Below are 21,055 nucleotides of genomic sequence, written 5' to 3'. Positions count from 1 at the left end.
CAACCGGGGATGCCCGTCGACAGCCACTAGTCACACAATCGCACCGAAAGGATCTGGATGTACAAGCACGGACGCGTCGGCACGGGCACGGCGGGCGGCCTCGCGGTCACCGGAGCCAGCCTGAGCTGGTGGATCGCACTCGCTGTCGCCCTCGTGGCCTTGGGGACGATGTTCGTCCTGTTCGCCCGGCGGCGACGCAGGATGGCGGAGGAATCCGACAAATGATCGAAGATGGCGGGCGCCTGTCGTCAATACGGGCGTCCGCCACTCGCGGAGGGGAAGAAATGACCACGAATCCAGAACTAATTCTTTTTGCCGGCACACGGCCGGAAGCAATCAAGCTGGCGCCCGTCGCGCTCGCTGCTGGGGAATTCGGGTTTCGGGCCCGGATTGTCGCCACCGGGCAGCACCCGGACATGGTCGACCAGGGCCTGGCCCCGTTCGGGGTGGTGCCCGACGACCGGATCGTCCTGTCGCGGGCGACCGGCACGCTGAGCGAGTTGTTCGCGCGACTCGTGCCTGAAGCGGACCGGGTGCTGGCAGAACGCCGCCCGGCCGCGGTCGTCGTCCAGGGCGACACGGCCACCTCCCTGGCTTGCACGCTGGCCGCGTTCTGGCGGCACATTCCGGTCGTGCATGTCGAGGCGGGCTTGCGCACCGGAGATCTCGAATCGCCGTTTCCCGAGGAAGCCAATCGCCAGCTGGTCTCCCGCATCGCCGCCCTGCACCTCGCGCCCACGCCGGCGGCCGCCGCGGCGTTGCGGGCGGAGGGAGTGCCGGACGAGAAGATTGTCGTGACCGGGAACACGGTCGTCGACGCGGCGCTGCACATCGCCGGACAGGGCCTGCCGCCCAAGAACGTCGCGGTCGCCGCGGCCTTCGCCGGGCCAAGGCCGCGGATCCTGGTGACGATGCACCGGCGGGAGTCGTGGCGAAGCGGCATCGGCGAAGTCCTGGGCGCGGTGATGCAGATCGCCCGCGAGTTCCCCGGCGCGCGGTTTCTGCTTCCTTCGCATCCGAATCCGAAGGTGCGCCAGATCGTGCATCGGATCCTGGGGACATGCAACGCGGTGACGGTGACCGAGCCGCTGGACTACCCGGACCTGATCTGGGCGCTGTCGAGGTCCTCACTGGTGATCACCGACTCCGGCGGCATCCAGGAAGAGGCGCCGACCTTCGGGGTTCCGGTGCTGGTGGCACGCGACACGACGGAGCGCCGGGAGGCGGTCGACGCGGGCTGGGCGCGGCTGGTCGGCACCGACTTCTCCGAGGTCGTGACCGCCGCACGCGCGGTGCTGAGCGGGCGGGAAACCGGCCCCGGAACGGGGAATCCGTTCGGCTCCGGCGATGCCGCCTGGCTGACCATGGACGCGATCCGCGGCCGGATCGCCGATCCCGCCCGGGTGCTGGCCGCCGGCCCCGGCGCGGCATGACGGCGCAGCGCCTCGCGGAGGAGGCGGAACAACGGCCGGCGGGCACCCGCCCCCGGAAGCCGCGCGCCAGCCTGCGGTGGCGGATTTTCGGGATCGCCGGGGAGACGGTCCTCATTCTCGGGCTGGTGATGCTCGGCTTCCTCGGGTATGAGATGTGGGGCACTGTGGGCGAACTGAACGCCGCGCAGGGCCAGCTCGACCAGGAGCGCAAGGCCTTGTGGGACAGCGATCCCACTGTCCGCGGCGCACCGCGGGCGGTCGCCGAGCCCCCGGCCGACGGCACCCCGGCCTCGGTCCTCGCGATACCGCGACTGGGTCTGGAGTGGACGGTCGTCGAGGGAACCAGGTCGAAGGACCTCCGGCACGCGCCGGGGCACTACGCCGGGACGGCGCCGCCCGGCCAGATCGGGAACTTCGCGGTGGCCGGACATCGGGTGCGCGGCATGTTCTGGGATCTTGACACGATCAAGCCAGGGGACCAGATCACGGTGGAGGACCGGACCCGCCGCTACGTCTACGAGGTCGACGCGAACCGGATCGTCCGCCCGGACGACGTCGGAGTGCTCCTGCCCGTTCCCGGGAAGCCGGGACAGACCCCGACGGAAGCCCGGCTGACCCTGACGACCTGCAATCCCAAGTGGGACAACTACGAACGGCTGATCATCGACGCGCACCTGGTCGGCAGCGCGGCGAAAGCGGATTCGGAGGGAGCACGATGATCGCGAGCCTCTGGCGGATCCTGCCCGGCCCGGCCTGGGTGCGGGCAGTGCTGCTCGCGGTGCTGTTCGCCGCGGCCTGCGCCGGACTGTGGTTCGGCCTGTATCCCTTGCTGGACGACTGGTTCATGACGACGAGCCCGGTCTTGGACTGATCGCGCACCGGTGACGCCCGCGCACGACCCGTGGAGACGCGACGCCTGTCGGTTTCGGCGGTGCCTTCGGTGCCCGACGCGTACCTGATCTCAGCGCTTGGACAGGACGTCACACGCGCGCACGCCACCTGGATTTGGCGGACGCTTGCCGGGAATCCCGTGCCGTCGGCTATTTCTGGCACCGTTGCCTCGTCGCCGAAGGAGCGCTGGTTCGGCTTCAGATCAGTCCCGCTCGGCATCCGATCAGCACCGCATGGGCGCGATCGCGCGCTCCGATCGCTCTGAACAGCGCTTTCAAGCTTGCCTTGACGGTGTTCTCGGACCTGCCGAGCCGGTTGCCGATTTCGGCGTTGGTCATCCCTCCGGCGATCATGCGCAGCTGAAGCAGAGAGGAGTCGGAGATGACGCCCGTCCGCGCCCGCGCTTCGTCGATCGCCGTGGTACGGACGAAAACCTGCAGCGGGCTCACCGGCCTGCTGATCGAGGTCAGTGCGATGCCCTTGGCTTCCAGATAGTCACGGGCACGGGTAAGCGCCTCCGGGTCCGCGCCGACAAAAACCGGGCCTTGCCGTTCGGTCTGCTCCGCCATGGTTCAGTTCTCCTCTTCAACCGATGGATTGTGCGGTTTGGCCGGTGTCGGTCACCGGGCGGCGGATTGCGCGGGCGCCGGTTGTGCCGCCTGGGGGCCGATCAAGTTCTCCAGGTGGCCGATCGCGACCGCGTGCGCGCGGTTGCGGGCACCCAGCTTCCGGTACACGTTCTTGACGTGGCTGCGCACGGTCTCCGCGGATACCGACTGCGCATCCGCGATCTCGGCGTTCGTCAGCCCGATGCTGATGAAGCCGAGAATCTGCATTTCGCGCAGGGTGAGTTCGTCGCTGTTGCGGCGGCGGGCCCTCGGGACGCGCGGCTCCGGCGTTCCCGGACGGAATTCGGCGGAGCTTCCCCAGAGGTGGTACTGCACGATCCGTTCGGCGAGCTTGACCGGGCCGACTGCCCGGTCGAGCAGGCAGACGGCACCGTATTCGGCGAATTTGCCGACCCGCTCTGGAGTGAGTTCCGCGGCACTGACCAGGACGATTACGGTCTCCACAGCGGGGCTCGAGGTCACGGTCCGGATGAGGTTGCCGCCGACGTCGAGCCGGGCGTCCAGAAGCAGGATGTCGGGCCGCATCCGGCTGCTGAGCGTCAGCGCGCGGTTCCCGTCGTTGATCGCGCCGATCCAGCTGAGTCGGCGCGACCGGTCGACCACCGCCTTGACTCCGAGCTGGAAAAGGACGTCTTGGTCGGCCGAGCACAGGGTGAACGCTGTCTCCTCTGATCGGCGCGTCCGGCCGTTCTGCGTCTTCTGCGCGAGCAGGGGGACCGAAGCCATCAGGTTGTCCTTCCAACGTGCCGCGATTCGCGCCAGGCGAGAATCGCGGCAGCGGGCAGATCCGTGGTTTTCCTGGGAATTCGGGCGAGTGCGAGACGACTTTAGCCGAAAATGCGCGGCGATTGGTAGGCGAAGCGACACCCGGCGCATGAGATGTGCGGAAATTCCTGATTAGCGCATGAATATTTCCTTAACCGCTGAATCGGCGCCTCTCGGCGATCGCGTCGAGCACGTGCCGTGCCAGGACCACGTCGGCGTCCGATGCTCCGGACGCCGACGCGCGGCTGGACATCGCCGCGATCTGACCCGGGTCGGTGAGCACCGGCAGCAGTGACTTTTCGATCCACGCCGGGGAAAACTCGGCGTCGTCGACCAGCAGAGCCGCGCCCGCCGCTACCGCTGGTTCGGCGTTGAGCCGTTGCTCGCCGCCGCGTTCAGGCAGCGGGACGTAAACGGCGGGCAGTCCGACAGCGGCCAATTCGGCGCACGTCATCGCGCCCGAACGGCAGACGGCGAAGTCGGCTGCCGCGTAGGCGTAGCGCATTTCGTCGACGTAGGGGAGGACCACGTACGGCGGGTCGCTTTCGGGCGCCGTGACCTTGTGGCCCGGTCCGCTGATGTGCAACACCTGCACGTTGGCGGCCCGCAGTATCGCGGCGGAGCCGGAGATCGCCGCGTTGATCGTGCGCGCTCCTTGCGAGCCGCCGGTGACCAGCAGCACCGGTCCCTTGGCGCGCAAGCCGAATTGCCAGCGGGCCTTGGCTCGCGATGCGGCGCGGTCGAGCCCGGTGATCGAGCGGCGCAGCGGGATTCCGATCGCGGTGGCGTTGGCGAGCCGGACTTCGGCCGACGCGGTGAAGACGCGGGTCGTCATCCGGGCGGCGAGCCGATTGGCGACGCCGGGCCGGACGTTCGCTTCGTGGACGACGATCGGTATTCGTCTTCGCCGGGCGGCGAGGACGGCCGGCGCGGCCACGTAACCCCCGAAGCTCACCACGACCTCGGCCCTGGTGCGGTCCAGGACTTCTCCCGCGGTGCGGACCGCGTCGCGCAGCAGCCCGGGCATGCGCACCAGTGCCCGGTTCACCGCGCGCGGCAACGGCACCGGCGGGATGAGTTCGAGCGGGTAGCCGCGGGCCGGGATCAGGGTCGTGTCCAAGCCCCGTACGGTGCCGAGGGCGGTGATCTTGGCGCTGGGATTCAGGCGGCGCACCGCGTCCGCCAGGTTCATCGCGGGTTCGATGTGCCCGGCCGAATGGCCGCCCGCGACGACGATTCTAGGCGACAACGAAATCAAAGTAGGTGTCCGGATACGGTTCGTCCTTCAGTGTGTAGTGCCACCACTCGGCATCGTATGCGGCGAACCCGCAGGATTCCATGACCGACCGGAGCAGCCACCGGTTGTCCGCCTCGGCTGAGGTGATTCCCGGTGCGCTGTGGTGCGAGACGGCGTCCATCAGGTCGTGGTGCCCGCCCATGGCGGCCAGTTCGCCGGTACTGAGGCAATACAGAGTCAGATCGACAGTGCTTCCCCTGCTGTGCCCGGACTTGCGGGCCACGTATCCGCGCTCGAACATTTCCGCCCGCTCGATATTGGGGTAGTGCTGTGCTTTTTTCCGCCCGTCCTCGGGCTGTCCGGTCCATCGGGCGAAGCATTCCACCGCGCGCTGGGGCCGGTATCCGTCCCACAGCAGCAGGCCGTACCCGAGCGACGCGGCCCGGTCCTGTGCGTTTCGCAGCGCCGTGCACAACTCCTGTGTCCCGACGATCCGATTCGCCGGGTACCCGTCGACCGGCCTTCCGGTGAAATTGTCCCAGGTGGCGTACTTGGCGTCCCAGCGGATCCCGGGCACGGCCTCGTCCACGTAGCCGAAACCGTCTTTCACCGCGCCTCCCCGGACAACGCGAGCGCGACGATCCGGTCCAGCATGGCCGGGAACGGCAGTCCGGAAGCCGCCATCATCCGGGGATAACGGCTGTAGGAGGTCATGCCGGGGAAGGTGTTCACCTCGTTCAGCGCCACTGTTCCATCGTCCTTGAGGAACATGTCGACCCGGGCGAGGCCTTTGCAGCCCAGCGCGCGATAGATTTCCCGCGCGGTCTGCCGGACGTGTGCGCGCAGTACGGCCGGGATGTCGGCCGGGACGATGACGGTCGAGTTTTCGGAGCCGCTTTCCGGGCTGTCCTCCTGGTGGATTTTGAAGAAACCGTGCGACAGGCGGATCTGGTCCGGTTCGCCGACGATCAGCTCCGATCCGTTGCCCAGCACCGCGCAGCCGATCTCACTGCCCTCGACCGGTTCCTCGATCAGCACCTTCTCGTCGAACTCCGCCGCGGCGGCCACCGCGTCCGACAGGTCCTCGGCGCGGGAGACCTTGCTGACCCCGAACGACGAACCCGACCGGGCGGGCTTCACGAAGACCGGATAGCTGAACCGTCCCGGATCGACGCCGGTCCCCACGGTCCAGAAGTTCGGCGTGGCGATGCCCGCGGCGGAGACGGCGAGGTAGGCGAGGGATTTGTCCATGCACAGCGCGGAACTGGGCACGTCGCAGCCCGCGTAGGGGATGCCGGAGAGTTCCAGCAGGCCCTGCGTCGCGCCGTCCTCGCCGAACCTGCCGTGCAGCACGGGCAGCACCACGTCAAGGCCGACCACCTCGTACCGTCCCTGGTCCAGCAAGAGCAGTCCGCCCACGCCGCGGTCCGGCGAGAGCATCGCGGACGGGCAGGGACGGTCTTCCCAGCCGTCGCCGGGGCCGTCGCACAGCTTCCACGCGCCGCTTTTGGTGATCCCGACCCAGTGCGGTTCGTACTTCGCGGGGTCAAGGTGTTTCGCGATCTCCTGCGCGGACTTGACCGAGACCGGGTGCTCTTCGGACATCCCGCCGAAGACGATGCCGAGCCGGATTCTATTCATGGTGCGTCCCGTTTTCGAAGTTCCGGCAGTTGCGGAGGCTGTCTTCCACCGCGTCGCTCAGCGCGTGGTCGGTGTAGTAGGCGGTGTGCGGACTGATCAGTACGTTCGGCAGCCGCTGCAACCGCGTCAGCGCGGTGCTTTCGATCAGCTTGTCGCGGCAGTCGGCGTAGAACGTGCCTTCCTCGCCTTCGAGGACGTCCAGCGCCGCGCCGCCCAGCCGCCCGCTCTCCAGCGCGAAAAGCAGGGCATCGGTGTCCAGCAGCGGCCCGCGTCCGGTGTTGATCACGAACGCGCCGGGTTTCATCTGCTCGATCTGGCCGTGGTGCAGGATCCAGCGCGTGTCCGCGGTCAACGGAGTGTGCAGAGTGACGATGTCGGACTCGCGCACCAGCACGTCGAGCGGAACGTAATCAGCGCATGCGGCGGCGCGGACGTCGTGGGCCAGAATCCGGCAGCAGAAGCCGCGCAGACGCTCGATGACCGCCGCGCCGATGCGCCCGGTGCCGATCACGCCTACGGTCAGGTCGCGCAGTTCTTTGCCCGGTGCTTCGTTCAGCCGGTAGTCGTGCGCGTCCGTCCGGCGGACGACGGATTTCATGCCGCGCACCGCCATCAGCATCAGCAACACGGTGTAGTCGGCCACGCTGTCGGGCGAGTAGGCCACGTTCTCCACGGTGATGCCGACGCTTTTCGCGTACGCCGGGTCGAGATGGTTGCAGCCGATGCTTCGCGTGGAGAGGTACCGGACGCCGACCCGGCTGAGTGCGAGCAGCGCGGCATTGTCGATCGGGGTCTTGTGGCCGACGCTGACGCACCGGGTTCCGGCAGCCAGCTCGGCGCTCGCTTCGGACACGGCGGCTGTCGTCACGACCGGCTCCACGCCGAGACGACGGGCCAGCCGCCGGACCAGCTCGGCCTCGGCAGGTTCGCAGTCATAGACGGTGATTCCGGTCGCCGGGGGCGCCTGCGCCGCGGAGCGAGCGGGTTCGAGGGAGGTCATGCCGCCTCGCCGGTCACCTGCAGGAGTTCCCCGCCGATCAGCGCCATGTTGCCGCCCGCTTCGGCGAGCACGAGCAGAGTCGGCGGAAGGCTGTCCCGGATGCTTCGCAACGTGGCGAGGTCGGAACCCGCCGCCACGGTCACCTGTGCGCCGAGATCGAAAGCGACTTCCGCGTCTTCTTTGTCGTAGACCTCGAAAACCGCGGTCATTCCCAGTTCGTCGGCGAGTGCCGCGAGCCGCGCCAGCTCGGCGGGCCCGGCCAGCGCTGGAAGCAAGGTGACGGCGTCCGCGCCGAAAGCACGGGCTTCCCATACCTGGTACTCGGACGCGATCAGATCGCGCTGAAGCGTCGGAACGCTCGTCGCCAGGCAGACGTCCGCCAGCTCCGCGAACAGGTCGAGGTCATGATCCTGCCAGGTGCGCACGCTGAGCGCGGGACAGCCGCGCGCCACCGCGGTCCGTGCCTGGCCGGCGGACCTGACTTCGCAGACCGCCGAGAGCCGGCAGGACTGGCAGACGCGCCGGAAGTTCCGGGTGGGCTGGCTTTCTCGCGCCAGCGTGCGGATGCTCGAGGCGCTGCAAACGCGACGGCGGGCGTCCGTCCTCGCGATGGCCGATTCGCGGATGTAGCTGGCAAATTTCATCTTCCGGCCTTTCTCGGTCAGCGGGTGTGTTCGAGGGTCTGGACGATCTGTTCGGCGACGCGCGCCACGCCCGGGGCTCCCAGCGTGACCACCAAGTCGCCGGGTCGCGCGAAGGCATCGACCGCGCGAGCCGCGGCGTCCGGAGTGCGCGCCAGGAATTTGTCGTGGTCTGGCAGGTTCACCAACGACGTCAAGGCCTCCGAAGGCGCGGCGTGGTCGAAGGAGTCGTCGGAGTCGAAGACCGGAAGCACGACGACGCGATCGGCGACGGAGAGCGCGTCGGCGATCTCGGTCTGGAATTGATCCATGCGGTACTGCCGGCACGGCTCGACCACCGCGATGAGCCGGCCGCCCTCCGCGGTGTGCCGCAGCGCGGTCAGCGAAGCCCGGATGGAAGTGTGGTGGCACGCATAGTCGTCGTAGACCCGGATGCCGCGCGGCGCGCCCTTGAACTCGAACCGCCTGGCGACTCCCGGGTACTGCGCGATCCCGAGCCCGGCGCCCACGGGGGAGGCCCCCAATTCGAGGGCGGTCAGCAACGCGGCGGCGGCGTTGAACGCCATGTGCCGTCCCGGGACCGGCACCGTGAGCACTTCTTCGTCCTGATCGGACAATCGCGCGGTGAAGCGCACGGAGCCGGGAAGTTCGGCGTCGACGCGCACCGGCAGATCGGCGGCAGGCCCGTCGCCGAACGTGCGAACCCGGATGCCTTTCGCCCGAAGGTCTCGGGCCACCCGACGGCAATAGCGGTCGTCTTCCGGCATGACGACGAAACCGCTTTCGCCGACTTGCTCGGCGAATCTGGAGAACGCGCGGGTCAGTGCGTCGATATCGTGGTAGAGGTCGAGGTGGTCGGTGTCGATGTTGGTGATGACGACGGCGTCGGGCTGATAGGTCAGGAAAGACCCGTCGCTCTCGTCCGCCTCGACGACGATGGTGGACGTTTCGCCGGCGCCCGCGCCCGACTGGTTGGCGAGCCGGCCGCCGATCACGTACTCCGGAACGGCTCCCGCCGCGGACAGCGCGCTGACCAGCATCGCGGCGGTCGAGGTCTTGCCGTGCGTGCCCGCGACGGCCACCGAAAACCGTGCCTGCAACAGCGTCGCGAGCGCGACCGAACGATGCAGCACCCGGATGCCCCGCTTCGCGGCCGCGCGCAACTCGACGTTGTCCGGCGGAACCGCGGTGGAATAGACGACGGTGTCGACGCTGTGGAGATTGCTCTCGCGGTGGCTGGTGTAGATCGTGCATCCGGCCGCACGCAGCCGCGCGAGCTCAGGCCGGTCTTCGATCTCGCTGCCGCTCACCCGCAAGCCGCGCAAGCTCAATGCCTCGGCGAGGCTGGCCATGCCGACGCCGCCGCACCCGACGAGGTGGACCCGGCCCAGTTGCGCGACGAGGCCGAGACCGTTGTCCCGGATACCGGCCGTCTGCGACGAAAAGCTCATGCCGATAATGCTCCGTTTCCACTTCGACGAGCGCGTTCGGATTCTGTCACCGTTGGGTAACACGCGTATGTGCGCTGTCAATTTCAGGGGAAGATGAAAAATTTCACGGAATGCCGGTGAATAGTTGTACTAACGGCCGGCGGGCGATCTCTCAGGAGTCCGAAGCGGAGTGAATCCCGGCCTCTTCTCCTTCTGCGCGGCGGTGGACGGCCCGGTCGGGGCGTTCGCTGGTCCGCGGAGCCGGGTTCGGCCGTCTCAAGGGTATTGGCGCTTGCCAGGCGGACCCCGCGGCGGCGGGCGCCGACGAGCCCGCGATGCGGCCAGCGGCCGGCAGATCTGTGCGGATATAGTCGTGGCAGAGCGGGTTGGCGGCCGGGGAGAGTCGGACGGATTCCTGGCCGCTGGCAGCCTGACTGGCTCCGGCGGGTCACGGCGAGGCGACCGGAAACGCGCTTCGCGGTTTCGCCGAAAACCGGATCCGGACCAGGGGCGACGTGAAAGCTTCACAGCCGGCACGGTGATTCTGGTACACCCCAAGTGAGTGGCGATTTCCGGTTTTGCTTGTCGGGAACGGCGGGCCTGGTCAGGCTTATTGCAATCCCCCGCGGAGTGGGGGTTCCGAGATTACGGGTGGGATATACCTATGACGAATAAAGAACGGAAGCGCAGGGGAATGAAAACTGTCGCTCGCGCGGCCGTCCTCACTGCGCTGAGCGCCGCGACGATCGGCGGGGCGATCGTGCCGAATGTCGCCTCGGCGGCAGGCCGCGGCCCGGACGGCTGGGCGGAACTGACTCCTTTCAACAACGTGCCGGCCCGGATGCACATCACCACGAACGCCCCGGGCGGTTACGCGGTGCCGGGCGAAAAAGCTACCGTCGCGGTCGAGTGGGATCTGTGGAACATCTGGAGCCAGTTCCAGACCGACAAGGCCAACGGGAATGTCGACGGCCTTCAGGACGTGGTGAAGATCTTCGCTTCTCAGACGCCCAGCCTGACTCTGGACGGCGTGAAGTGCGAAGAATACGGCGACCGCGACGGCAAGACGGCCATGGGCAAGGCGGAGGGGGGCACCAACTACGAGCCGGTCGACCTCGGCGGGCTGGTCGCCCAGATCCGGAACCTGCTGTCCAAGGCGGCGGCGCTGCCGACCGGCGGCAACGACAACGCCATTTCGAAATTCTTCCAGTCGAGGGTTCGCGCCACTTGCGAGTTCACCGTCAAGAAGAAGCAGGCGACGGACATCAACGTCGGCGGCAATGTCGCGCTGAGCAACATGTTCATCTTCAACACGACCCAGACAGGTGTCGCGGTCTTGCCGGTCAAGCAGCCGGACTCGCCGAACGCCCCGCAGTGGTCGACCTCGGCTGCGAGCGTGGAAGTCAACGAGGGCGGCGAGCTGACCGGGAAGGCCGACCCGGGTACCACGATCCGGTTGGAAGTGGACGGCGCGCCGCGGGAGAATCCCAACGTGAAGGCCGATGCCAACGGCTACTTCAAGATCAAGTTGCCGGATGACCTGAAGGCGGGCTCGGGGCACCAGATCGTGGCCACCTCCGAATCCGACAACGGCGGCAAGCCCGCCAAGTCGCGGTCGCTGTTCGTCAACATCAAGTCGGCTGACGAGCCGAAGCCGGTAGTCGACAAGCCCGTGATCACCTCGCCGACCGGCGACGTGAAGGCGGGCGACGAACTGACGGTGACCGGGACCGACGGCAATCAGGTGAGCGCGGTCGACCAGAACGGCAAGGTGCTCGCCGGTCCGGTGACGATCGCCAACGGTCAGGTCAAGATCAAGCTGCCTTCGGACCTCGGCGGCGCCACGCAGATCAAGGTCGTCGCGAAGCCGAAGGACGGCAGCGGCGAGGGCAAGGCCTCGGACCCGAAGAACGTCGTCGCCGAGAAGCCGGAACTGTTCCAGAGCGACCCGTCGACGGTGCAGCTGGGCAAGGAAGGCGTGGTGAACGTGAGCTTCGTGCCGAGGGACGGCGACTTCACCAAGATCGCGGGCAAGAAACTGGTGTTGACGGCTCCGGACGGGGTGGCCTTCATCAAAAAGGCGTCTTACCAGACCTTTGACGCTGCCCACAACCCGCTCAAGGGCAAAGGGGAATGGCTCGGAGAAATCGCGGAGGTCGGTGATGGCGGCAAAACTCTGACGGTGCCGCTGCCGGCTGCCAAGGACCTGGAGAACTCCAAGACGGTCGAGTTCAAGGTCACGGCGGTCGCCACCACGGCTGAGGGTGCGACCCCGGGCGAGAAGACCAATGGCACTGCGACGGTGGACGGATACACCGCTCCGCTGAAGGTGACCGTGGCTCAGTAACGAGCCTCGCCGGGGAGATTTCCCCGGTCGCCTGAAGTTCCGCCGATGTGGCCGTAACCGTGGTCGGGAGTCTGCCGTGGTTGCGGCCACATCGCTCAATTGTGCTTCGTTCCGGCCGGACTTTCCGACCGGCCTCCGTTTGGAAAGTCCCTGGAGAAAAACATGTCCGCAACGGGCAATCCGGCGTCCGGCCGGACCGGCGCCCCCGAACAGCCGGAGTCCTCCGGTCCCGCGCCGTCCTCGTCCGCCGCCACGGCAGTGGTCAGCGGGGATCTGATGGCCGAGTTGGCCGACAGCTGGGCGAGTGTCGGCGATTCCGATCGGCTGACCGAGTTCCTCGCGCTCGCGCCGGACAATCCGGCGGCCGCTTTCGCGGTGTACGGCGACGACGGGGAAGCCCCGCAGGTGTTCGGCCAGCCGATCGCGGCTTGGACGGCGTTCCGCGAATGCGGGCCGGGCGCCAGGTTGCTCGCGGTCGGCGACGCGCTGAACCGGAAGATCGCCGTCATCCGGCTGGACGGAGTCACCGAGTTCGTACCCGCCGACCAGGAGTCGGTGACGGGGGCCGGCGCCCCGGAGGCGTTGCGCGCGTGGCGGGAGCATCCGCAGGACGCGGCTGAGCAGGACGGCGAAGCAGAACCCGCACCGGAAGCCCCGGCGGAGGACGGCACCTCCCGGGGAATGGGCTTGTGGCGGCTGGGCTATGCGATGCTCGGCCTGGTGGCGCTGGTCCTGGCGTTCCTGTTCTTCCGGGTGACGATCGACGATTCGTTCATCACCTGGCGGTACGGGGAAAACCTGGTCGAGCACGGGGTCTGGGGCTGGAACGCCGACGGCCCGCCGGTCGAGGGGTACAGCAATCCGCTCTACGCGTTCCTGTCGATCATCCCGGCATTGCTGGGCATGTCCGCCGAACTGTTCTTCAAGATCGTGTCGGTCGCGCTCGCGGTGGGCTACGTCGTGGTGGTCCGCCGGGCCGGATTGCCGCGGGTCCAGGAGTTCGTGCTGCTCGCGGTCGCCTTGGCCAGCCCGATCTTCTTTCTCCAATTGTTCATGGGCCTGGAGACCGCCTCTTTCGCACTGCTGATCGGCTGGCTGTACGCGATCGTCTACCGGCGGGGAGGGCTGGGCCGCACCGGTTTCGCGGTCGCCGCCGCGGTCGCGCTGAGCCGGCCGGAGGGAATCGTGCTGGCCGCGGTCGCGATCGGCTGGTCGCTGCTGATCGACCGGAGCCGGGGAAACCTGCGCGGCGCGATCGCGGTGCTGGCCGGCTGGGCGGTTTACTGGTGTGCCCGATGGTGGTATTTCGGGTCGTTCTTCCCGAATCCCTATTACAAGAAGGTCGCAGGCGACATTCCGCTGCCGACGAAGATCCTGGACGCGATGCCCGTGGTGGGGCCGATCCTGCTGCCGATCGTGCTGGGTCTGGCAATGGGGGTCGCGCTTTACCGGAGGAGCACCAAGACGTCGATTCTGGCGCGCCCGGATCTGCTTCGGGACGCGGTGCCGGTACTGCTCGCGGTGACCTCGGCCGCCGTCGTTCTCGGTCTCTACCGGCAGTCGATGCTGGTGATGGACCCCGGGCACCGCTTCTACTGGCAGCTGCTGTTCCCGGTGGTGCTGGTCGTGCTGAGCCGGCGGATTCGCCTCTCCGGTCCGCGCGAGCTGGACCGGTCCGCACTCCTGGCGCTGATCGCGGTCGCCGTCGCGGCCTGCACCGGGGTGGTCTGGGATCCGGGAAACCTGACGACGGATGTCTGGGTGGGAGCGGGCATCGTGGCGATCGCCCTGTACGCCGGCGGTGTCCGGAAGATCGCCGGGGCTGCCCTGTTAGGGGCGATCGGGCTGGCCGCGGTGCTCGGTTTCGGGAATTCTGCGGAGACGACGAACCTGCTTGCGTATCGGTACCGGATCATGGCGCATCAGGAAGTCGGCGAGACGATCCGCGAGACCAAGTTGCCCGACGGTGCGATCGCGATCGGCGACTCCGGAGTGCTGCCGTACGAGGCCGACCGGTCCACGATCGACCTCGGTGGTCTCGCGAGCCGGGAGTCGTCCGCCGGCAGTCTCAGCCCGGAATGGCTGCGGAGCCGGAACCTGCAGCTCGCGGTCATGCTGTCCGGTTCGGACGACGCGGGGTCGGCGTGGACCGGCGGGGCTTCGACCTCCGTCCTCGATTACGTGCGCGACCCGCGCAACGGCTTCTGGTCGGCCAACGGCGCGGTGGCCGGGCCGGGCTATTACCTGAACTACTGGATCGGCCCGCAGTGGCAGAAAACCCCGCTGTCCGATCGGCTCGGCACTGTCTTCATGCGCACCAAGGCACAGAACGACAAGCCCGACGCACAGGTGTTCGTGGACAACCTCTGGAACTTCTCGTTTCTGACGAAGTAGCGGGGCGGCGGTGTCCTGCTATTCGCTCATGCGCGGCTGGTTAGCGTTGCCGAGCGGCGTGTCTCCAGCCGGTTCCTGCCACCCGAACGGATGATCCGATTCGGTGGGACGCCCGCGGCGCGGTTAGCATCGCGCTCCGGTAAGGGCAGGTCTGGCGAGGGGCAGGGCACGAGGTGGGCCGTTTCCTGTGGCCGGTGCTGGGCAAGGCTCGTTACTGGCGGACCATTCGCATCGGCGGCCGGGCGTTTCTGCTCGCCGCGGCCGGGATTGTCGGCGTCGTCGTCGGTGGAGTCGTCACGCCGGGCACGGGGAAGATCCTTGTGGACACCGCCGACCTTCAGCTGTCCGCCTGGTATGCCGTGCTGACTTTGCTGCAGACGCTGATCTGCCTGCACGGGCTGGTGTTCCGCGCGGCAGGGGTGCCGTTCCGGGAAACGTGGCCGCTGACCGTGCCGAGCACGCTGATCACAATCGTCGTCGCGACCGCCTTCCACGATGTGCTGAGTCCAGCGGGCTCGATCTCCATGGTCGGGGCGCTCTTGCTCATTCTGGTCCGCAACGAGTGGGTCTGGGCAGTATGTTGCGGCATCGGTCTCATCGCGCTCGCAACGTTCTGGTTGTGGCCGATGCCTGAATCGTCGATGCCGGACGACGCCTCGATCGCGCAGGGAGCTGTCGTCGGGATCGTCGGTGCGGTCGCCGTGCGGGCCACGTCCTGGCTTGCTCTCCGAACGGTCGAGCTGGCCGCGGCGAATGCCGAGATCGCGCGGCTGACCGTGCACCAGGAGCGCACCCGGATTTCCCGGGAACTGCACGACCGCCTCGGCCACAATCTCGTGTCGATCATGCTGCGCACGGAACTCGCGGAGCGGCTGGCGGAGGGGGACCGCAGGCAGTCCGAACGGGAAAGCCGGGCCGCGCATCTCCTGGCCCGGCAAACCCTGCAGGAGATGCGCAGCATCGCGCACGGCACCCTGGTCGCCGATTTGGACGCCGAACTCGCCGCGGCGATCGACTTGCTGGAGTCGCGCGGAGCGGTCTGCCAGATCAGGATCGGCGAACAGCCCGAGGGTGCCGCCGCCGAGACCCTGGCCTGGGTGGTCCGGGAAGCCGTGACGAACATCCTGCGCCACAGCCAGCCGGTGAACTGCACGCTGGAGCTGGTCCGGATCGAAGACCGGTTCGAGTTCCTGATCGGCAACGACGGCCTGCTCTCCACGGAATCGGTGGTGCCGGGACACGGGTTGGCCGGCATCGCCGAGCGGGTCGAGCGGATCGGCGGAACCTACGGTGCGGAAAGCGTCGGCGACCGTTTCCTGCTTCGCGTGACGCTGCCGTCGAACAGCCCGGTGCCGGAGGACGTGCCGGCTGACGAATGAGCGCGAGCCGGGCGTTTGACAGCGAACACACGCGGTGCTCACCCACAGGGGTATCGCGCGGCGAAAAACTTGAATCAAATTCACATTCTATCTACGGTGTGGTTCTGCGGCCCAGTGTGGGGCCGCCCTTCGAGCCAGGCAGGAGGCGTGCATTCCATGCTTCGTCTACTGACATTCAACGTGTTGCAGCTCCCTTTCATTTCGGCTTCGCCTCGTGGCTGGCGCCGGGCGGGCTGGGCCGTCGACGCCGTGCGTGCCGTCGATCCGGACGTCATCGTGCTGAACGAGGCGTTCGCGCTGTCGGCCGCCGGGCGGCTGGTCTCGCGGCTGAAGCGGCGCGGTTATCACGCGTCGCCCCAGATCGGCGCGCTGCGGGGCCGGCGCGGCTGGGACGGGGAAGTGCCCCGGGTCTCGCCGGTGCGAACACTGGTGGGCGGCGGAGTCCGGGTGCTGAGCCGGTATCCGTTCCGGTGGTGCGGCCAGCATCTTTACAGCGCGGTCCAGCGGAAAACTCAGGACGCGTTGTCCGCGAAGGGAGTTGCGCTGGTGGAGCTGGACACCCCGGACGGCCGGGTATGGCTGGCCGCGACCCATTTGCAGGCCGACGAGCCGCCGACGCCGGTGTCCGCGACCCGTGCGGTGCGGTTGGAACAGCTGAAAGAGCTGCGCGAGTTCGTCGCGAGGACGGCACCGCCGGAGGCGCCCGTTCTGCTGGTCGGGGATCTGAACGTCGAGTACTACGCGGCGGACGCGCGCGGTGTTCCCGGTGATCGCGGCCAAGACCTGGACGACGCGGCCGATGCGGTCGGCGGCCGCCTGGAACCGGACGGCGACATGCACGAGCACACGTTCGACAGCGCAAACAACCGCTTCGTGGCGCGTTCCCAGCCGGGGTACCGCAATGTGCTGGATTACGTGGGGTCGATCAACGAGAACGGCCTGCGGCCGGTCCCGCGCATCACCACCTGTACGGTCCCGTTACGGCCTCGCCGTCCCGCGAGCGACCACTTTCCGGTGGTGGCGAACGTGACCCTGGGGCCGGCGTGACCGCGGGCGTGGCAGCGGCAGGCGGCCGGTCCGCTTTGGACGAACCGGTACGCCCGGTCAGTCGCGTGTGGACGGTCTGCTGGTCGTTCGCGAATCTGGGACTGTTCCTGGCCAACTACGGCACTCAGCAGGTCTTGCTGCCGCGGCAGACCAACGCGATCGCGGGCGAGGGAAACGCCGCGGTGGTCGCGCAGAGCTGGGCCAACGCCTGCGCCGCGGTGGTGACCGTGGTCGCTTCGATTCTGGTCGGGGCATTGTCCGACCGCACCCTGCACCGCACCGGGCGCAGGCAGGTGTGGATCCTTTACGGCGCCGTGCTGTCCGCCGTCGCGTTCGTTTTCCAGGGCTTGCAACACGGCATCGTGGGCGTTGTCGTCGGGTGGGCCCTCTTCACGGCGGGCTCCTCCGCGGTCATGGTCGCGTTGTCCGCGGCGGTGCCCGACGACGTGCCGGTCAACCAGCGGGGCCGGGTTTCCGGCTACTTCGCGGTGGGAACCGCGGTCGGGCCGCTGCTCGGGGTCGCCGTGGTGACCTTCCTGTTCACCGGAATCCTCGATGCCTACGTTGGATTGGCCCTGCTGCTGTTGCTGTGCGTGCTCCCGTTCGGGCTCCGCGTCCGCGGGACACCGTTGCGGAGAGCGGAACGTCCTCCGCTGGCGCTCCGTGCGATCGCCGTCGGCATCTTCGCGCCGCTGCGCAGCCCGGACTTCGCTTGGGCGTGCGGGCAACGGTCGCTGATCAATCTGTCGAACGCGCTCGCGCAGATTTTCCTTTACCAGTACCTGAAAGACGCGGTGCACGTCGACCCCGACTTCGGCACTTTGATCCTGATGGTGTGTTACACGGCCAGCATTGTCGTTGTCGCGATCCCAGTGGGGCGCTCTTCGGACCGCAGCGGAAAGCGCAAACGGGTGGTCGTGTGGTCTTCGGCCATCCAGGGCGCGGCCGCGCTGGTCCTCGCCTTCGTGCCGACCATGTCTGCTGCCATCCTGGGCGCGTCGCTTCTCGGAATCGGCTACGGCGCTTATCTGTCTGTCGACCAGGCCCTGGTGACGCAGGTGCTGCCCCGGTCGGAAGATCGCGGCAAGGATCTCGGTGTGCTGCAGCTCGCGAGCGCGCTGCCGTCGATCGCCGCCGCCGCTATCGGCGGGGTCCTCATCACTTCACCGGGCGGTTTCCCTTCGTTGTTCCTAGCCTCCGCGGTCACTGGATTGGCCGCCGCGGCTTGTGTGCTGCCGATTCGAAGCGTGTCCTGAATTCCCTCGCAGCGGCGGTGCCAGGCATGAAATATTCACGAGTCTTCGCGAGGAAGTGACAGGTCGCGTCGATTCGGGCAGCCTGTGCTTACGCCCGCCGGCTGAAAGCGCTTTTCTCCGCTCGGGGAGCTGAGCATTCGGTTCCGGCAGATTGATGGGCGGCGGAAGCCCGGCCGATGCGTGTGGCCCCCCAGTCACGCATCGGCCGGGTGCCTTTCGCCGGTCTTTCCCCGCAGGGGGTTCGATCGCGATTCAGCCGAGAATTCTTCCTGCGACGACGATGAAATTTTGCCTCACTTTTCTCGTCGCGGAAGCTGAACCGCTGGTGGGGGCGGGGTACTGCGTTCGGGGAGCCAGGGAAACTGTTGGCAGTGTGCTAGCAAGATCGTAATCTGGGTGTTCACTGAAACGGGGAGGTGCCGATGACCTCGGTCCAGCCGAATCCGGCGCAGGCCGGCGAGACGTTCGATTCGCTCAGCCCGGCGACTGGCGAGGTCGTCGGCACTTATCGGGTGCAGACGGACGGCCAAGTTGGCGCGGCTGTCGAGCGGGCAAGGGCGGCCGCGCGCTGGTGGGACGGCCTCGGTTTCGCCGGTCGTGCGGAGCGGCTGCAGCGCTGGAAGGGCGTGCTCACCCGGCGGCTTCCGCAGCTGTGCCAGGTCGTGCGGGACGAAACCGGCAAGCCGGTCGCGGATGCCCAGCTCGAGAGTGTGCTGGCGATCGAGCACATCGCGTGGGCGGCGAAGAACGCCCGCAAGGTGCTCGGCAAGCACCGCCGTTCGTCCGGCCTCCTCATGGCCAACCAGGCCGCGACCGTCGAGTACCTCCCGCTCGGCGTCGTCGGCGTGATCGGGCCCTGGAACTACCCGGTGTTCACCCCGCTCGGCTCCATCGCGTACGCGCTGGCCGCGGGCAACGCCGTCGTGTTCAAGCCGAGCGAGTACACCCCCGGCGTCGGGAAGTGGCTGGTCGACGCGTTCGCCGAGATCGTGCCCGAGCAGCCGGTGCTGCAGCTGATCACTGGCTTCGGCGAGACCGGTGCCGCGCTGGTCGGCTCCGGTGTGGACAAGATCGCGTTCACCGGCTCCGCGGCCACCGGCAAGAAGATCATGGCCGCCGCCGCGAACACCCTGACCCCGGTCGTGATCGAGGCGGGCGGCAAGGACGCGCTGCTGGTCGACACGGACGCGGACCTCGAAGCGGCGGCTGATGCCACCGTCTGGGGCGCGTTCTCCAACTCCGGCCAGACCTGCATCGGCGTCGAGCGCGTCTACGTGCACGAACGCGTGGCCGACGAGTTCGTCGCGCGGGTGGTGGAGAAGGCGAAGAACGTGCGCGCGGGTTCCGACGAGGACGCGCAGTACGGCCCGATCACCATGCCCTCGCAGCTTTCGGTGATCCGCAGCCACATCGAGGACGCGCTGAAGCGCGGCGGAAAGGCGCTGGTCGGCGGCGTGGAGAGCGTCGGCGACCGTTATGTGCAGCCGACCGTGCTGGTCGACGTCCCGGAGGACTCCGAGGCGGTGCGCGAGGAGACGTTCGGCCCGACGGTCACCATCGCCAAGGTCCGCGACATGGACGAAGCGATCGAGAAGGCGAACGCGACCAAGTACGGCCTCGGTTCCACGGTGTTCTCGCGGGCGCGCGGCGCCGAGCTGGCGTCGCGGCTGCGCGCGGGCATGACCTCGGTGAACGCGCCGCTTTCGTTCGCCGGCATCGCTTCGCTGCCCTTCGGCGGCGTCGGCGACTCCGGGTTCGGCCGGATCCACGGCCCGGAGGGGCTGCGCGAGTTCGCCCGCCCGAAGGCAGTGGCCCGGCAGCGGTTCACCGCGCCGCTCACGCTCACTTCCTTCTCCCGCAAGGAATCCACGGACGCACTGGTCGCCAAGCTGGTGACCGTCCTGCACGGCAAGCGCTGAGAACTACACGAGACCGACGCGGGCCGGAAGCCGAACGGTGAGGAGAAATCAGGGTGCGACTTCGAGAAGATACGAAGAATTTTGGTCCGGCGCTGCTGAAAACGGTGCCCGGCACGGAATCGCCGGGTGGCTTCGTCGCCGCTTATCTGGTTGCCGGCGAGGCCGCGGCGGTCGCGGCGAACGCGCTCCATTCGGCGGGGTTGTCCGTCGAACCGCATCACGCCGGGCCCAGCCAGATCCCGCGCTACTCGATTACCGGCTCCCGCCGGCAGGAAAAGGCGGGTGCGCAAGGCCTCTCCGTGCGAGAGCGGCAGATCGTGGCGTTGATCGCCGTCGGCGGGGACAATCAGTCGATCGCCCGGGAACTGGGCTTGTCCGTCGACACGATCAAGGCCCACGTGCGCAAGGTCTTGGCCAAAATGGGTGCGCGGAATCGTTCGCACGCCGTGCACATCGCCCACGAATGGGACATCCTGCGGTGATTCGCGGGCTCCCGGCCGGGCCACCCGGGTTGAGTGAGTGGTCTCCCAACAGCCGATCGGAATGATCATGGTGTTTTCTTGGGTTGCCGGACAGGTTCACGGTTCCTGATCATGCCGGAACCAGTCGGCGAATACCCCGATTATGATTGGCTTTCGGTCCTGATCGACGTGGCGAAGGCGGAGGCTCGGGACCTGGGGGTGGCGTTCAGCTTCGCTGTCGTCGACTCGCGAGCCGATCTTCTCTACTTCGAGCGGCAACCGGAGGCGCCCCTGTACACCTGCCCTCTTTCGCAGGACAAGGCGTACACCGCGGGGAGGACCGGACGCTCAACCGCGGACTGGTCCGGCATGTTCCAAGACGATCTCATCGTTTCCCGCGACCTGATGGCCCTCGAGCGATTCGTGCCGTTGCCCGGGGGAGAACCGATTTCCCTGCAAGGGCGATGCCTGGGGGCACTTGGCGTTTCCGGCGGAACCTGGCGGCAAGATGTCGCGGTCGCACGATCGGCGGTCGCCTCCCTGCGGAATTTTGACCAACAGGTGTAGTTGCCGGGGCCCGGCATG

At 67.8% G+C, this 21,055-nt stretch carries 21 protein-coding genes; 13 read left to right on the top strand and 8 right to left on the bottom strand.

What is annotated here, in order from left to right:
• Positions 1-57 precede the first annotated feature (57 nt).
• The 4 genes from EIZ45_RS29210 to EIZ45_RS46240 are packed head-to-tail and all read left to right on the top strand — an operon-like array spanning position 58 to position 2,304.
• Positions 58-225, top strand: a complete 168-nt coding sequence (locus EIZ45_RS29210; protein ID WP_101438528.1) for an LPXTG cell wall anchor domain-containing protein — start codon at positions 58-60, stop codon at positions 223-225.
• 59 nt (positions 226-284) lie between these two features.
• A complete protein-coding gene (gene wecB / locus EIZ45_RS29205; protein ID WP_101438529.1) occupies positions 285-1,433 on the top strand; it encodes a non-hydrolyzing UDP-N-acetylglucosamine 2-epimerase in 1,149 nt (382 codons plus the stop codon).
• Positions 1,430-2,152 (top strand): class E sortase, encoded by a 723-nt coding sequence (locus EIZ45_RS29200; protein ID WP_101438530.1) that lies wholly within the window; start codon positions 1,430-1,432, stop codon positions 2,150-2,152. The genes wecB and EIZ45_RS29200 overlap by 4 nt, the downstream gene beginning before the upstream one ends.
• Positions 2,149-2,304, top strand: coding sequence for a hypothetical protein (locus EIZ45_RS46240; protein ID WP_167442035.1), 156 nt, complete (start codon positions 2,149-2,151; stop codon positions 2,302-2,304). Before EIZ45_RS29200 ends, EIZ45_RS46240 begins: the two co-directional genes overlap by 4 nt.
• A 217-nt stretch (positions 2,305-2,521) precedes the next feature.
• Here the strand turns inward: EIZ45_RS46240 and EIZ45_RS29195 are convergent, their stop codons facing one another.
• The 7 genes from EIZ45_RS29195 to EIZ45_RS29165 all read right to left on the bottom strand — a co-directional run bounded on the left by EIZ45_RS29195 (position 2,522) and on the right by EIZ45_RS29165 (position 8,021).
• The gene (locus EIZ45_RS29195; RefSeq protein WP_101438531.1) at positions 2,522-2,893 is read right to left on the bottom strand and encodes a helix-turn-helix transcriptional regulator; all 372 of its coding nucleotides are present in this window, start codon (positions 2,891-2,893) and stop codon (positions 2,522-2,524) included.
• Positions 2,894-2,944: 51 nt separating this feature from the next.
• A complete protein-coding gene (locus EIZ45_RS29190; protein WP_158242523.1) occupies positions 2,945-3,679 on the bottom strand; it encodes a LuxR family transcriptional regulator in 735 nt (244 codons plus the stop codon).
• A gap of 190 nt (positions 3,680-3,869) precedes the next feature.
• Positions 3,870-4,967 (bottom strand): glycosyltransferase, encoded by a 1,098-nt coding sequence (locus EIZ45_RS29185; RefSeq protein ID WP_255443453.1) that lies wholly within the window; start codon positions 4,965-4,967, stop codon positions 3,870-3,872.
• Positions 4,957-5,565 (bottom strand): D-Ala-D-Ala dipeptidase VanX, encoded by a 609-nt coding sequence (vanX, locus tag EIZ45_RS29180; RefSeq protein ID WP_101438534.1) that lies wholly within the window; start codon positions 5,563-5,565, stop codon positions 4,957-4,959. The genes EIZ45_RS29185 and vanX overlap by 11 nt, the downstream gene beginning before the upstream one ends.
• Positions 5,562-6,596 (bottom strand): D-alanine--(R)-lactate ligase, encoded by a 1,035-nt coding sequence (gene vanA, locus EIZ45_RS29175; protein ID WP_101438535.1) that lies wholly within the window; start codon positions 6,594-6,596, stop codon positions 5,562-5,564. Before vanA ends, vanX begins: the two co-directional genes overlap by 4 nt.
• Positions 6,589-7,596 (bottom strand): NAD(P)-dependent oxidoreductase, encoded by a 1,008-nt coding sequence (locus tag EIZ45_RS29170; protein ID WP_101438536.1) that lies wholly within the window; start codon positions 7,594-7,596, stop codon positions 6,589-6,591. Before EIZ45_RS29170 ends, vanA begins: the two co-directional genes overlap by 8 nt.
• The gene (locus EIZ45_RS29165) at positions 7,593-8,021 is read right to left on the bottom strand and encodes a hypothetical protein (protein ID WP_240690814.1); all 429 of its coding nucleotides are present in this window, start codon (positions 8,019-8,021) and stop codon (positions 7,593-7,595) included. The genes EIZ45_RS29170 and EIZ45_RS29165 overlap by 4 nt, the downstream gene beginning before the upstream one ends.
• On the opposite strand from EIZ45_RS29165, the gene EIZ45_RS46990 reads away from it, so the two are divergent.
• Positions 8,014-8,226: a hypothetical protein gene (locus EIZ45_RS46990; protein ID WP_240690813.1), complete on the top strand. Its 213-nt coding sequence runs from the start codon at positions 8,014-8,016 to the stop codon at positions 8,224-8,226. The two genes, EIZ45_RS29165 and EIZ45_RS46990, sit on opposite strands and share 8 nt — an antisense overlap.
• Before the next feature lie 31 nt (positions 8,227-8,257).
• Here the strand turns inward: EIZ45_RS46990 and murC are convergent, their stop codons facing one another.
• Complete coding sequence (gene murC / locus EIZ45_RS29160) at positions 8,258-9,688, bottom strand: UDP-N-acetylmuramate--L-alanine ligase (protein ID WP_101438538.1); 1,431 nt, start codon at positions 9,686-9,688, stop codon at positions 8,258-8,260.
• Between the two features lie 541 nt (positions 9,689-10,229).
• Here murC and EIZ45_RS29155 point away from each other — a divergent pair.
• The 8 genes from EIZ45_RS29155 to EIZ45_RS29120 all read left to right on the top strand — a co-directional run bounded on the left by EIZ45_RS29155 (position 10,230) and on the right by EIZ45_RS29120 (position 21,037).
• Positions 10,230-12,014, top strand: a complete 1,785-nt coding sequence (locus tag EIZ45_RS29155; protein ID WP_134667147.1) for an Ig-like domain-containing protein — start codon at positions 10,230-10,232, stop codon at positions 12,012-12,014.
• 162 nt (positions 12,015-12,176) lie between these two features.
• A complete protein-coding gene (locus EIZ45_RS29150) occupies positions 12,177-14,408 on the top strand; it encodes a hypothetical protein (RefSeq protein ID WP_101438540.1) in 2,232 nt (743 codons plus the stop codon).
• Between the two features lie 173 nt (positions 14,409-14,581).
• A complete protein-coding gene (locus EIZ45_RS29145; protein ID WP_101438541.1) occupies positions 14,582-15,787 on the top strand; it encodes a sensor histidine kinase in 1,206 nt (401 codons plus the stop codon).
• A 156-nt stretch (positions 15,788-15,943) separates the two neighbouring features.
• Complete coding sequence (locus EIZ45_RS29140) at positions 15,944-16,834, top strand: sphingomyelin phosphodiesterase (protein WP_101438542.1); 891 nt, start codon at positions 15,944-15,946, stop codon at positions 16,832-16,834.
• A complete protein-coding gene (locus EIZ45_RS29135) occupies positions 16,831-18,090 on the top strand; it encodes an MFS transporter (protein WP_101438543.1) in 1,260 nt (419 codons plus the stop codon). Before EIZ45_RS29140 ends, EIZ45_RS29135 begins: the two co-directional genes overlap by 4 nt.
• 422 nt (positions 18,091-18,512) lie before the next feature.
• Complete coding sequence (locus EIZ45_RS29130; protein ID WP_101438544.1) at positions 18,513-20,009, top strand: aldehyde dehydrogenase family protein; 1,497 nt, start codon at positions 18,513-18,515, stop codon at positions 20,007-20,009.
• 53 nt (positions 20,010-20,062) lie between these two features.
• The gene (locus EIZ45_RS29125) at positions 20,063-20,491 is read left to right on the top strand and encodes a helix-turn-helix transcriptional regulator (RefSeq protein WP_158242524.1); all 429 of its coding nucleotides are present in this window, start codon (positions 20,063-20,065) and stop codon (positions 20,489-20,491) included.
• A 111-nt stretch (positions 20,492-20,602) separates the two neighbouring features.
• A complete protein-coding gene (locus EIZ45_RS29120; protein ID WP_101438546.1) occupies positions 20,603-21,037 on the top strand; it encodes a heme-binding protein in 435 nt (144 codons plus the stop codon).
• Positions 21,038-21,055 lie beyond the last annotated feature (18 nt).

The organism is Amycolatopsis sp. CFH S0740 (assembly GCF_004522315.1).
In the GTDB taxonomy this organism is placed as follows: Bacteria; Actinomycetota; Actinomycetes; order Mycobacteriales; family Pseudonocardiaceae; genus Amycolatopsis; species Amycolatopsis nivea.
Note: the sequence above shows the minus strand (reverse complement) of the source record. Positions and strands in the feature narration are given on the sequence as shown.

Bases quoted from the DNA above. Each gene is read 5' to 3' on its own strand.
- vanA (WP_101438535.1), bottom strand. From the start codon at position 6,596: ATGAATAGAATCCGGCTCGGCATCGTCTTCGGCGGGATGTCCGAAGAG.
- EIZ45_RS29170 (WP_101438536.1), bottom strand. From the start codon at position 7,596: ATGACCTCCCTCGAACCCGCTCGCTCCGCGGCGCAGGCGCCCCCGGCG.
- murC (WP_101438538.1), bottom strand. From the start codon at position 9,688: ATGAGCTTTTCGTCGCAGACGGCCGGTATCCGGGACAACGGTCTCGGC.
- EIZ45_RS29190 (WP_158242523.1), bottom strand. From the start codon at position 3,679: ATGGCTTCGGTCCCCCTGCTCGCGCAGAAGACGCAGAACGGCCGGACG.
- EIZ45_RS29200 (WP_101438530.1), top strand. From the start codon at position 1,430: ATGACGGCGCAGCGCCTCGCGGAGGAGGCGGAACAACGGCCGGCGGGC.
- EIZ45_RS29150 (WP_101438540.1), top strand. From the start codon at position 12,177: ATGTCCGCAACGGGCAATCCGGCGTCCGGCCGGACCGGCGCCCCCGAA.
- wecB (WP_101438529.1), top strand. From the start codon at position 285: ATGACCACGAATCCAGAACTAATTCTTTTTGCCGGCACACGGCCGGAA.
- EIZ45_RS29195 (WP_101438531.1), bottom strand. From the start codon at position 2,893: ATGGCGGAGCAGACCGAACGGCAAGGCCCGGTTTTTGTCGGCGCGGAC.
- EIZ45_RS29120 (WP_101438546.1), top strand. From the start codon at position 20,603: ATGCCGGAACCAGTCGGCGAATACCCCGATTATGATTGGCTTTCGGTC.
- EIZ45_RS46240 (WP_167442035.1), top strand. From the start codon at position 2,149: ATGATCGCGAGCCTCTGGCGGATCCTGCCCGGCCCGGCCTGGGTGCGG.
- EIZ45_RS29210 (WP_101438528.1), top strand. From the start codon at position 58: ATGTACAAGCACGGACGCGTCGGCACGGGCACGGCGGGCGGCCTCGCG.
- EIZ45_RS29130 (WP_101438544.1), top strand. From the start codon at position 18,513: ATGACCTCGGTCCAGCCGAATCCGGCGCAGGCCGGCGAGACGTTCGAT.
- EIZ45_RS29140 (WP_101438542.1), top strand. From the start codon at position 15,944: ATGCTTCGTCTACTGACATTCAACGTGTTGCAGCTCCCTTTCATTTCG.